This window comes from Corynebacterium sp. HMSC071F07 (genome assembly GCF_001810285.1).
Taxonomy (GTDB): Bacteria; Actinomycetota; Actinomycetes; order Mycobacteriales; family Mycobacteriaceae; genus Corynebacterium; species Corynebacterium simulans.
Map to the genome: position 1 here is coordinate 113,189 of NZ_KV800715.1, position 300 is coordinate 113,488.

Consider the following 300-nt stretch of genomic DNA (forward strand, 5'->3'; position numbering starts at 1 on the left):
TCGCGAGTTCGAGTCTCGTCATCCGCTCCAGCACACTTGTGTGTGAGGCGGTATCGCCACGGTGGAATGGCCGAGTGGTGAGGCAACGGTCTGCAAAACCGTGCACACGGGTTCGATTCCCGTTTCCACCTCAACTTTGACACGCTTTGGCGTGTCGAGCGCGATTAGCTCAGTGGGAGAGCGCTTCCCTGACACGGAAGAGGTCACTGGTTCAATCCCAGTATCGCGCACAAGGCCCAGAAACGGGCCTAGAAAACCGGGCCTGGTTTTCGAATGCGGATGTAGCGCAGTTGGTAGCGC

Annotated in this window: 2 tRNA genes; both read left to right on the top strand. The window is 58.3% G+C overall.

The features are described from left to right. Positions 1-60 precede the first annotated feature (60 nt). A tRNA-Cys gene (locus tag HMPREF2724_RS10060) sits at positions 61-131 on the top strand. A gap of 27 nt (positions 132-158) precedes the next feature. Continuing rightward, positions 159-230, top strand: a tRNA-Val gene (locus HMPREF2724_RS10065). Positions 231-300 lie beyond the last annotated feature (70 nt).